Source organism: Planomonospora algeriensis (genome assembly GCF_977012225.1).
The window spans coordinates 1-11,644 of sequence record NZ_CDRNDK010000185.1; the positions used below are offsets into that span (position 1 = coordinate 1).

The window sequence follows — 11,644 nt, forward strand, 5'->3', positions numbered from 1 at the left end:
GACCCTCACCTCCAAGGGAACCCAGATGAGGACAATCCCTCACAAAACTCCCTCTCAAAAGCAACCAGTCCCTTATTGCCCTGCTTGAGCAGTTCGGGGAACGGCCGGAGATTGCCTTCCTCATCGGTGATGGCCACGCCCGGCGGACAGGCTGCCTGATACTCGGCGGGCGTTACCTTCGGCACGAAGCCACCGGCCATAAGTGTCTGCGCGAGGGTGTGCTGACGGCCGAGCGCGGTGTGCCACTCGGTCTTGTCCAGCTTGTCCACCCGCTTCTCGGCCTCTGGCCCGAAAGCGTCTATACCGGAGAATCCAGTGCTCAGCGCCAGCCAGGCCACCTGACCCGTCATGGTCGGCACGCCCAGGCCGGTTACTCCCAACGTCGTACCGACGGTGAAGTTCAGAAGCTTCTTGCTCTGCTCATCGGCCACGTCCAGGCTGCCCCGGAGCTTCTCGGCGGCGGCCAGCTCGAAGCCCCGGACGTTGCCCAGCGCCCGGAGCACCGGCTCCAGTGACTCGATGTCCCCGCTCTTTTTGACCTTCGCCAGTTCAGCGGCGATCAGCCCCTGCGAGAACCGGCCCATCGCCTCCTCGAACGGTTTGAGGTTCTCGTCCGTGTCGGCGAAGGTCTTCAAGAACTTGTAGGTGTCCTGCGGGTTCAGGGTGAAGGCCGACTTCAGGCCCAGGGACGAGGTGGTCGGCTTGAGGGCGCTGGGGTCGGTCATGTTGCCGTCGCCGATGTTCGCGCCCTCGGTGATCTCCGTGGTATACGCCCCGGCCAGCTCCGACAGGTGCACCCGGGCCGCCTCCGGCACCTTGAGGTCGCCGAACGTCGTCATCACCGTGAAGGCGAACGCCGCCGCCTCCCGGCTGTGCGCGCCATCCTTCTCGTCGTACGCCCCGGCCGCGGCGGCCAGCATCCGCCCGAAGGCGTCGCCCCTGGCGTCCTCCGAAGGGCCGTTGAGCACCTGGCCGTTGAACGCCTTGAGATGCTCCCTCAGCTTCTTCTGGTCCTTCGTGTACGGCCCGGCCGCCTTCTCGATCACCAGCCGGGCCGCCGCCGGGTTGTTGCCCAGCGCGTACATCAATCCCGTGGAGACCTTGCGCGGGTTCGCCAGCCCTCCCCAGGCCGCCGCCACCCCCGCCAGCCACTCGGTCGGGAACTCCCCCGCGCTCAGCAGCAGGTCGGCGCCGGCCCGTTCCTCGCCCGGCTGCGCACGCCGTACCGCGTCCCTGATCTTCGCGAACCCCGGGACGTGCGCCCCGCCCGTGACCGCGCCGCCGAACGCCTGGCTCAGCGTGCGCAGCGCCGGCTCGTCGGGATCGGGCGGGCTGAGCGGCGCCCGGAACGTCTTGGTGTGCAGGCCCTCCCGCAGCAGCAGCGGGAGCTTCAGCGTCCCCTCCGTGCCGAGCGCGGCGAAGAAGGCCGCGGTGAAGTCGGCGTCGTTCTTGTTCTTCTCCAGTTCCGCGACGACCTGGGCGTACCGGTCGGAGTCCGCGTGGTGGTCCCAGAAGCCGACCGGCCCGATGTCCGCGAGGCGCTTGCCCAAGGCCGTGCCCTGCTCGCGGGAGTCCGCCGGGGAGCGGTAGGCGCCCTCGTCGAAGGCGACCAGCGCGGGACGGGGCCCCCAGGTCGGCAGCGCGTTGGTCGCGCGGGCGATCTCCTGGCGCCGCCGCAGCCCCGGCAACTCGCCGTCGATCCAGTCCGTGATCTCCCTCATCGGCCGCAGCCCATCCGTCGGCACCCCGGCCGCCGCGAGCAGCTGCCGGATCCGCTCCGACTGCTCACCGATCACGTCCCGGACCCGCTCCAGCGCGGAGACGAACTCCAGCATCGGACCCGGATCGATCCCCGCGAACTCCGCCGACCCGGGCCCCGTCCCCGAGTCCCCAGATGCTCCCGGTGTCCCGGATCCCCCAGACGGCGTCTCTCCCGGTGACGTCGGTTCCATGATCCCCCTGACCGCATTCCCGATTTGCTTTCCCGGAGCGCCGAACGACGACCAAAGAAGCTTAAAGTGGTGGTAAGGTCACGCATCGTGTCTGTAGATGTCGGCCGAAATCAGCTTCGCACCAGCTTCACATCCCAGAAAGAGGCCGTCCAGGCCATGGAAGAGGGATCGCCGGCGGCGCTGCTTCTCTTCTACGGCGTGGAGTGCGGCCTGAAGGCGGCTCTCCTCGATCGTCACGGGCTGAGATCCACCGCTCAGTTGCCGCCGCAGTTCAGGAACCACGACCTGCACCGCCTCGCCAAAGAACTACGGCTCGCCCCGCAGCTCTGCAGCCGGATGCGGCCCTGCACGAGCCACAGGCAGGAGAAGGAGCAGGTGGCCTTCGCAGACCTCCACCAGGCGTGGAGGTACGGTCACACCCTCAAAAAGGATCACGAGGAACAAGCTCTTGCCGTGTTGCGTGAGCTGCTGGCCTGGTGTCAGCGAGAATTGAGGGCATGATCATGCCGGATCAGGAGCTCAAGGTTCCCGAGCACATCTACACCTGGGTCGATGTGGACGCGCACCTGGCGGCCCTCGCAGAGAACAACCGGTGGCCGAGCTGGCTGCAGGAGTGCGACGCCTTCTGGGACGGCCTCGAGATGACGATCGCTCCCCAAGCCTCACCTCAGGAGGCCGTGGCCTGGCTGGGGGAGGTCTTCGGGGTGGGTTCCACGACGCTCCACGAAGGGGAGACCGTTCTCAAGCTGGACGATGTCCCCGGGCGCCCTTCCGCCAGGCTGCTGCCGATCTCGGTACGGCGAAGGGAACCCGAGACGCCCCGGCGTGAGCCGCGCTGGCGGGAGCGCCGCATCGTCCGCGGTCTCGGCGAGCCGCTCCCCTGTCCGGAGCTCCCGTTCTCGGGCGGTGTGCGGATCGCCGCCCTGCACTCCTTCAAGGGCGGTGTGGGACGCACCCTTCACGGAGTGGCACTCGCCGACGCCGTCGCCCAGCGCGGCGAACGGGTGCTCCTGGTCGATGCCGATCTGGAGGCGCCGGGCATCACCTGGATGTTCAGCGCCCAGAGCAGGCGTGTCGACTTCGGCTATGAGGACTTCCTCGCGCTGCTCCATTCCTCCGACGACGGCCGCCCCGACGACGCGGTGCGGTTGGGAGCGGCCTACCTGCCGAATCAGATGATCGGCGATGTGATCGTCATGCCGACCCGGCGCTCACTCCTGGACATCGCCCCGCCCCGGCTCGAGCCCATCGACCTGCTGACCCCGGACCGGTCGATCTACTACCTGACCGAGTCCCTCGCCGAGCTCGCCTACCGGCTCGGCGCGCGGACGGTCCTGATCGACCTGCGGGCGGGCAGCAGCGAACTCGCCGCCCCCATCCTGCTCGACCCCCGCGTCCAGCGGGTCTTCGTCACCACCGTCAGCGACCAGTCGCTGTACGGCACGCTCCGGACCATTCAGGAACTCGGCCGCCGCGCGCCGAGCCGTACCGATGATCCGGCGAGCGTGGCCGTGATCACCCAGTTCCGGGAGGACGGGCACCGGGAACTGGCCGTCTCCGCCGCGACCCGGCTCCGCGATGCGATCTCCGGGACCCTTGAGCCGAACCCCCAGGAGGGCGAGGACCGCACCGTCGACCGTGACGTCACGCTGGAACCGATCTTCAGCGTGTTCCAGGACCGACTGCTGGCGCTGCCCGGCTCCTGGGACGCGGTGGTGGACCTGGTACGGCGTCAGCGCCTCGCAGAGCCACTGGCTCCACTCGTCGAGGGGCTCACTGTCCCGGAGGAGCAGGCGCTCACCGAACAGGGGTCGGCCGCGGAGCCGCTCCGCATCGCAGTGGACGGCAGCGATGTGATCCGCCTCCGCGGAGTCCTGAGCGAGTTCGCCGGACGGCTGGCGTACGCCGAGACCGCGGACGACACGGACTTCCTGCCGACGGAGTCGCTCCGGAACATGCTCGTCTTCCACCGGACCGAACCGCCTCTGTGCGTGGTCACCGGGGCCAAGGGCTCGGGAAAGACCTTCACCCAGCTTCAGATGTGCTTCCGGGGGACCTGGCGTGACTACGCGCGGGACGTCGGCGTGGAGGACGTGACCCTGAACGCCCCTCTGGCACCGGTGCTCGTCTCCAAGAACCTCAGCGAATCCGCTCTCGAACGGGTCGGTGAGATCCAGCGGAACGCCGCCGTCCCTCGAGGTGCCGAGCCTGCGACCCAGCTCGAACTGCGCGATCTGATCGACCATGCCCTGCGTTCGCAGTTGACCAATGTGCAGTGGCGCCGGGTCTGGCTCACCTGCATGGCCAGGGCACTGGGCATCGATGCCTCTCCCGAGAACGTCGAACGGGAACTGGCCGACTTCGCCTCCACGAATATGCGGATCTTCCTGTTCGACGGGCTTGAGGACCTCCTTCAGGATCTCCTCGACAGCGACGTCCAGCGGCAGGCGCTCCGCGTCCTCCTGGTCGACTGCCTCGACTGGCTGCGGAGTCTCCGCGGGCGGCCGCTCGGGCTGGTGATCTTCGTCAGACGGGATCTCGTGCAGTCGGCCATCCGGCAGAACCCCGGACAGTTCTTCGCCCGGTACAGCGGCTACGAGCTCAAGTGGAACCACTCCGAGGCGCTGCGGCTCGCCCTGTGGGTCGCGCAGCGTTCCGGAGCCCTCTCCCCCGGCGCGTCCGGAGCGGCGGCCTCGATGCGGAGCCAGGATCTCAGTGCCGCGCTCCACCCGCTCTGGGGAGAGAAGATGGGATCCCTCAAATCCCGGGAGGCCCGCTCGGACGGCTGGTTCCTCGCCGCCCTGTCCGACTTCAACGAGCAGATCCAGGCCCGTGACATCGTGACCTTCCTCAAGGAGTCGGCCGCCTTGTCCATGGAGGACAAGAACTCAGACCGTCTGCTCGCACCGACCGCGATGCGGAAAGCGCTCGTGCAGTGCAGCCTGGACAAGATCCGCGCCATCACCGAGGAGAGCCCACAGGTCGGAGAACTGCTCAGGCGCCTCGGCGGCCTCCCCGCGGATAAGAAGAGGATTCCGTTCAGCCCCGAGACCGTCGAACTGTCGAGCCAGGAGCTGGAGGTCCTCGCCGACAACGGAGTCGTCTTCCGGGAGGAGGACCAGTACTGGATTCCCGAGATCTTCCGGCACGGCCTCTCGTTCAAGGCCACGGGCCGCCCGAAGATCCTGGCGATCGCCAACCTGGTGCGCCGGCAGAACAACCTCGACTGACGGCCTCCCCGTAGGCCCCAGAAGCAGTCGAATGGAGGTGGCGCCACTGCGGCCCCCACAGTCGACGCCTCGCGGAGGTCGAGCGCGACCTCCGCGAGGCGGGCGTCATCACCATCGAGGAGGACGTCGACCCCTTCAGCGGCTGTCGTGAGTGCCTCGTCCATCTTGTGGACGCTCCGCGAACGGACATCGACACGAGGTTCTCCGAGATCGTGGACGCGATCCTTTCCGAGTACGGGCGATGGTCCGCCGGACAGCTACGCGACCTCACCTACCAGACGCCTCCGATCCGTGTGGGAACCGCGGTCAGGGCCTGGTGCGCTTCCGGTGGACGACGACGTCGTCCCCGCGCCCGGGGTAGGCCATGATCAGCAGCCGCTGCGGGCCGGCGTACTCCTCGCCCTTCCACGGGAGCCAGGCGTAGTGCACCCGGATCCGGTAGTCACCGGCCCTGCCGCGCAAGGCGAGGTTCGGATACTCGGGGCCGCTCATCGGGTCGCCGAGCTCGATCCTCCCGCCGGGGCTGCGGTAGCCCACCTCGACGACGTGCTGCCAGCCCTTGATCTCCACGGGCGGACGGCGCGTATAGGTCTCGAGCGTGAGGCAGGTCGGCGCGTCGGGGTGGATCTGGATCTGCAACTGGCCGGGGAGCGCGGACACCAGCCCGTTCTCCTCCGGATGCTCGGACGGGCCGTCCTCGGAGAGATCACTCTCGGCGGTCTCCTCGTACGCCTCCAGCACCCCGTAGTCCGTCACCACCCGTTCCTTGACCACCGTCGCCGACGCCGGTCTGATCAGGGGGCGGTGCCGGGGCGCCTCGTCGCACATGCGCTGCCGCTCCGCCTCCCACTCCCGCATCTCGCGCTCCTCCTCCGCCGCCTCCGCCCTGACCACCGCGTCGGCGGACGGGCAGACCTCGTCGATGACGTACGTGAACTCGCGCACGTCGACGCCGCTCACCGCGCGGACGCGGGCGATCTCCCCGGGGTCGTTCCGCGTGTGGACGCCGCAGAGCCGGCGGCCGTACGCCAGCAGCTCCGGGTCGGACAGGTCCTGCCAGGACGGCAGCGTCTCCCTGGCGGCGCGCACCGCGCACACGAAGGTCAGTTCGTCGCTCAGCGGAGGGGCCTCGACAGGCCGCCCGTACCCGTCGGTCACGGGCCGGAGCCGTCCGCACTCGCCCTCGGTGGTGAACGGGCCGCGGGCGAGGTCCGCCGACGGGAGCAGGCAGAGCGCCGCCACCGCGACCGCGCACACCGCCGCCGTCCGGTACGGCGAGCGCCGGGCCGGGCGCCGGCCGTACCGGAGCAGCAGGATCAGCGCGGACGCGGCGCAGGCGGCGCTGTGCCAGAGCGGCGGGACGCCGGGGAAGCCCTCCGCACCGCCCTCCCCGGAGGCGAAAACCCAGTCGGGGTAGAGCTGCGGGCCCCCGGATCCGAAGGACACGTAACCGGAGGACGGGCCCCCGCCCTCGTCGACGTACCCGGGCTCGGTCCAGGGGCCGGGCGCGGCGGTGGCCGCGGTGATCACCCCGGCCGCGGCCGCCAGGAGCAGGACGCCCGCCGCCGTCCGCACGTGGCGGCGCGTCCGGCGCACCACCGCGGTCAGGGCCAGGAGGGCGAGGCCGCCGATCCCGACGAGGAGGTCGACGCAGAACCAGAGCAGTGCGAGCCGGGGGTGCGGCGCATCGGTGAGGATCCCGCCGACCGGCCCGTCCGGCCCGAGCCAGAAGGGGACCCCGCGGGCGAGACCGGCGAGCGCGGGCAGCAGCGGCAGCGCGACCGCCACGACCGGGATCGGCCATCGTCCGAGCGGGGCCCGGTCCGGTGCCGGCCGATCGCCGCCCGGTACGGCCCCGGCATCCGATACGGCTCCCGCCCCCGAAGCGACTCCCGCCTCCCGTACGGCCCCCGCCCTCGCCTCCCGTACGGCTCCCGCATCCGGCGCGGCCTTCGCGTGCGGGCCGCCGAGGTCGTGGGCGGACCTGGCCAGCCAGACCGGGGTGAGGACCTGGGATACCAGGATGAGGCCGGTGAACACCGTGCCGGAGTCCTCCCACGGGAAACGGAGGGTGAGGACGAGCGGCATGACGAGGAACGACATCGCCGGATCCGCGGCTCCGACCCACACGGTGGTCCGGCCCCACCGGCCGTCCCGAGCCTGCATCACCAGGACCAGCACCGTCCACAGCGTCCAGGGCACCCCGCCCGGGCTCCCGAGCTGGAAGACGTCCCCGACCGCGTCGAGGCCGAGGGCGTCGCACACCCTCGCGCCGGTCGACGACGCCGCGGACAGCGTCCCGGCCGCGAGCGCGGTGAACCTCATCCCCCGGGACGCACCGGACAGCACCCGATGGAACAGCAGCACGAGGGCCAGCTCCGCGAGGCTCCAGCCGATGTCCGCCCACCACGGCGACGAGAGCCCGGTGAACCGGTGGAAGACCAGGTGCAGGGCCAGGTCCGCGTAGAGCACCCGGCGCAACCGGCGCACGGCCTTCCCCGCGGAGCCGGGGGGATCGCCGGTCACCGGGCCGCGGAGGATCTGCCAGAGCGCCCAGCCCTGCACCGCTCCGGCCAGGAGCAGCGGCAGCAGGGACCAGCCCGACAGGTCCTCCGCCGGATCGGACTCCGACCACGCGCCGAGGGACAGCACCCCGGTGAGGAATCCGTCGCCTCCCACCGCCGCGACGGCGCCCGACACGGCGACCGCGGCCGTGTAACCGACCGCGATCAGCCCCGCCGGCCACCCGAACCGGTACCGGCGGCCGAGCCGGGGAAGCCGGGGAAGCAGAGGAAGGCGGGGGAGCCGGGGAGGGCGCACTCGTGTCCCCCTGACAGTGGGAAGGATCAACCGAACAAAGCGCCCAACCCTAGCGGGAACGCCCCTCGGAGTCGATCACCACCGTCACCGTGCCGCAGCTCAGATCCGGAGGCCGCGAGCCAGACCCGGAAGCCGTGGGTCAGACCCGGAAGTGCGCGACGGACCGGTTCAGGCCGACGGCCAGGTCCGCCAGCTGCCGGGCGGCCCCGGTCGCCTGCGCCGCACCGGCGTTGGACTCCTCCGCCGCGTGCGAGACGTCGGCGACGCTGCGCGCGATCTGGTCCATGCCGGTGGCCGCCTGGCCGACGCTGCGGCTGATCTCCTGCGTGGTCGCCGTCTGCTCCTCCACCGCCGAGGCCACCGTGGTCTGATGCTCGTTGATCCGCTCGACGATCCCGGTGATCTCCGACAGCGCCTGCGCCGCCTCGGCGCTGCTGCCCTGGATCGCGGCGATCTTGCGGCTGATCTCCTCGGTGGCCTTGGCGGTCTCCTGGGCCAGCTCCTTGACCTCGGTCGCCACGACCGCGAAGCCCTTGCCGGACTCCCCGGCCCGCGCCGCCTCGATGGTCGCGTTCAGCGCCAGCAGGTTGGTCTGCTCGGCGATGCTGTTGATCACCTTGACGACGTCGCCCACCTCGCTGCTCGCCGTACCCAGGGCGGCGACGGAGGCGTTGGTCTGGAAGGCGACGTTCTGCGCCTGCTGCGCGATCTGGACCGCGCTGGCGGCGCTGCGCGAGATGTCGGCGATGGCGGCGTTCATCTCCTCGCTGGCTCCGGCCACGGTGGTGACGCTGGCCGAGACCTGCCCGGCCGCCGAGGCGGCGCTCTGCGACTGCGTCGCGGTGACGGTGGCGCCCGACTCGATCCGCGCCGCCAGATCGGTCAGCTCCGCGGAGGCGGCGGTCAACCGGCCGGCTTGGCCCTGCACCTCCTGGACGCTGGCGCGCATGGCGGCCAGCGAGCGGCACAGCACCCCGGACATCACACCGATCTCGTCCCCGGTTCCGGTCTGCGGGACCTCGGTGGTCAGGTCGCCGTCGGCGACCGCGCCGAGGGCGTCCGCGAACCGGCGCAGCGGGCGGCTGATGCCCCGCGACACCCGTACGGCCAGCGCCAGGCCGAGCAGCACGGCCGACCCGAGGAAGACCAGGGAGAGGGTCACGGCCGCGTCGTACTTGTCGTCCAGCTCGGCGGCGGTGGCCGCCGCCTCGGTCTTCTCGGCCTCGACCATCTCCTTGAGGAGGGCCTTGCACTCCTCCCAGGGCGCGTTCGCCGCCCCGGTGTCCTTGATCGACATGTAGGCCGCGACATCGCCCTTGAGCGCGGCGGGCAGCATCTGCTGCTCGGCGACCTCGCTGTAGGCGTCGAAGCTCTCACGGAAGTCCGCGACCTTCTCCGGCGCGGCGGCGATCGGGCCGTACTCCTCCAGCAGTCCGTCGATGCTCTCGATGTCACCGTCGATCTTGTCGAGCATCTTCCGCAGGTCCTCGGAGCCCGTCTCCAGCAGGGGGACCTGGTTCTGGTCCAGGCGCAGCACGCGGAGCACGTCACGCAGGTCGGAGGCCACCACCATCGGCTTGACGTTGCCGGTGTAGATCGACTGGCCGGCCGAGCGCACCGCGCTGGTCTGGGCCAGCGTGACGAGCGTGGCGGCGGACGACACGAGCAGCGTGACCAGCACGGTGACACCGATCTTCACGCCGACCGGCAGATCGCCCCAGAGCCGGCGGCGGCCTTCCACGGCCGCGTGCATGTTCATGGATTCCACGGGGTTCCCTTATGAGTCAGGTCACAGCAGACGGCTGTGACCGACTCATCGGCTCCCGCCGCCCCGAACGAAGGAGAAATCCGAACTCCTGCCACCGGGACCGGCGCCCCCGCCCCGCAGGTCCTGCAGCCGGTCCGCGGAACCGGTCGGCTCACTCCGTTCCCCCGGCAGCACAGGGGGAGAGGACCCCGGCTGCGGTTTCCTTGACGCCCGGCGGAGACCGTCGCTAGCTTTGGGAGCGCTCCCAAAGATCGAACATCCCGTAGACGCCGCATGCCCCCGAGCCGGTCCGTCGGAGGAGTCGAGACATATGCCGAGTGACATGGCTCCGAAGGCTGGACCCCCCGGTGAGGACACGCGGCGGCCGACGCCGGTGTCCGGGCCGGGCCGGGAGATCCCGCCCCGCGGCCCGTCCGACGACGTACCGCTCACCCCGGCGCAGCAGCGCCTGTGGTTCCTGGACCGCGTCGGGTTCGACGGCGCCGCCTACCTGCTGTGGCTGGGGGTCCGGATCACCGGGCCGGTCGACCTGGCGGCGCTGCGCGGCTCCCTGGGCGCGCTGGTCCGGCGGCACGAGGCGCTGCGCACCGCCGTCGTGGAGACGGACCGCGGGCCGAGGCAGGTCGTCCATGACCCGTCCGAGGACGTGCTCGCCGGGCTGCTGCACGTCGAGGACCTCAGCGCGCTCCCCGCACCGGACTCCGGGATCGGGGAGCGGGAGTCGCTCGCGCGGCTGCGCACCCGGGAGATCCTGACCGCGCCGTTCGACCTCGACCGCCCGCCGCTGCTGCGGGTCACGCTGCTCCGCCTGGCCGAGGACGAGCACGTGCTCCTGATGAGCGTGCACCACATCGTCGCCGACGGGCCCTCCCTGGCGGTCCTCTCCGACGAGCTGTTCGCCGGCTACCGCGCCGCCGTGACCGGCGAGCCGGAGACGGCCTCCCCTGACGGCATCGCGCAGTTCCCCGACTACGCGGTGTGGCTGGCCGGCCAGGATCCCGACTCCCTCCGCGCCGACCGCGACTACTGGCGCGACCGGCTCGACGGCGTCCCGCCGCTGCTGCCGCTGCCCACCGACCGGCCGCGCACCGCCGCGCAGGGGACGGACTCCGGCCGCTGCTCCGCGCGGCTGCCCGACGAGGTGGCCCAGGCCTGCGGGCGCTGCTGCGGCGCGAGAGGTGCACGCCGTACATCGTGCTGCAGACCGCTTTCGCGGCGGCGCTGGCCCGGGTGTGCGACGTGGAGGACCTGGTCATCGGGACACCGGTGGCCAACCGCGACCTGCCCTCGCTGGCCCGGTCGGTGGGCATGTACGTCAACACCCTGGCGATGCGCGCCGACGTGCGCGGCAATCCCACGCTCACCGAGCTGCTCCGGCGCACGCGCGCCGGGTTCCTCGGCGCCTTCAAGCACCAGCGGTTCCCGTTCGACCAGGTGGTCGAGCTGGTGAACGCCCCCCGCGACCTCGCCCACAACCCCGTCTTCCAGGTCATGCTGGTCGTCCAGGGGGCCGACCGGTCCGACCACGGCGTGCCCGGCTGGTCCATGCGCGAGTGGGAGACGCCGTCTCCGAGCGCCCGGTTCGACCTCACCCTGCACGCCGTCCTGGGCGCCGACATGGACGTCAGCATCGACTACTCCACCGCCCTCTTCGACGCCGGGACCGCCGAGCGCATGAGGGACCACGTGGTGCGGATGCTCACCGAGCTGGCGGCGCGGCCGGAGACCCGGGTGTGGGACGTCGACCTCACCGGCGACGGACCCGGCGGTTCCGCGGCCCTGCCGGCGGGCACCGGGCGGGACGGGGCCGTACGGGACGGGACCGTACGGGACGGGGCCGCGCGCGCCGCGGAGCCGCGGGTGCACGAGCTGGT

At 71.1% G+C, this 11,644-nt stretch carries 5 protein-coding genes and 1 pseudogene; 3 read left to right on the plus strand and 3 right to left on the minus strand.

What is annotated here, in order from left to right:
* Window positions 1–5 precede the first annotated feature (5 nt).
* On the minus strand, window positions 6–1,835 hold the full coding sequence (locus tag ACWJ6R_RS19450; protein WP_449063588.1) for a DUF6571 family protein: 1,830 nt from the start codon (window positions 1,833–1,835) through the stop codon (window positions 6–8).
* Between the two features lie 204 nt (window positions 1,836–2,039).
* On the opposite strand from ACWJ6R_RS19450, the gene ACWJ6R_RS19455 reads away from it, so the two are divergent.
* Complete coding sequence (locus ACWJ6R_RS19455) at window positions 2,040–2,453, plus strand: hypothetical protein (RefSeq protein ID WP_449063589.1); 414 nt, start codon at window positions 2,040–2,042, stop codon at window positions 2,451–2,453.
* A complete protein-coding gene (locus tag ACWJ6R_RS19460; RefSeq protein WP_449063590.1) occupies window positions 2,450–5,182 on the plus strand; it encodes a KGGVGR-motif variant AAA ATPase in 2,733 nt (910 codons plus the stop codon). Before ACWJ6R_RS19455 ends, ACWJ6R_RS19460 begins: the two co-directional genes overlap by 4 nt.
* A 306-nt stretch (window positions 5,183–5,488) precedes the next feature.
* On the opposite strand, the gene ACWJ6R_RS19465 is transcribed toward ACWJ6R_RS19460, so the two are convergent.
* Together ACWJ6R_RS19465 and ACWJ6R_RS19470 are read right to left on the minus strand one after the other, a co-directional pair.
* Entirely contained in the window at window positions 5,489–8,002 is a 2,514-nt protein-coding gene (locus ACWJ6R_RS19465; RefSeq protein WP_449063591.1) for a hypothetical protein, read from the minus strand.
* A gap of 139 nt (window positions 8,003–8,141) precedes the next feature.
* Window positions 8,142–9,761 (minus strand): methyl-accepting chemotaxis protein, encoded by a 1,620-nt coding sequence (locus tag ACWJ6R_RS19470; protein ID WP_449063592.1) that lies wholly within the window; start codon window positions 9,759–9,761, stop codon window positions 8,142–8,144.
* Window positions 9,762–10,092: 331 nt separating this feature from the next.
* On the opposite strand from ACWJ6R_RS19470, the pseudogene ACWJ6R_RS19475 reads away from it, so the two are divergent.
* Window positions 10,093–11,644 (plus strand): annotated as a pseudogene (locus ACWJ6R_RS19475) (condensation domain-containing protein); the annotation flags it as partial.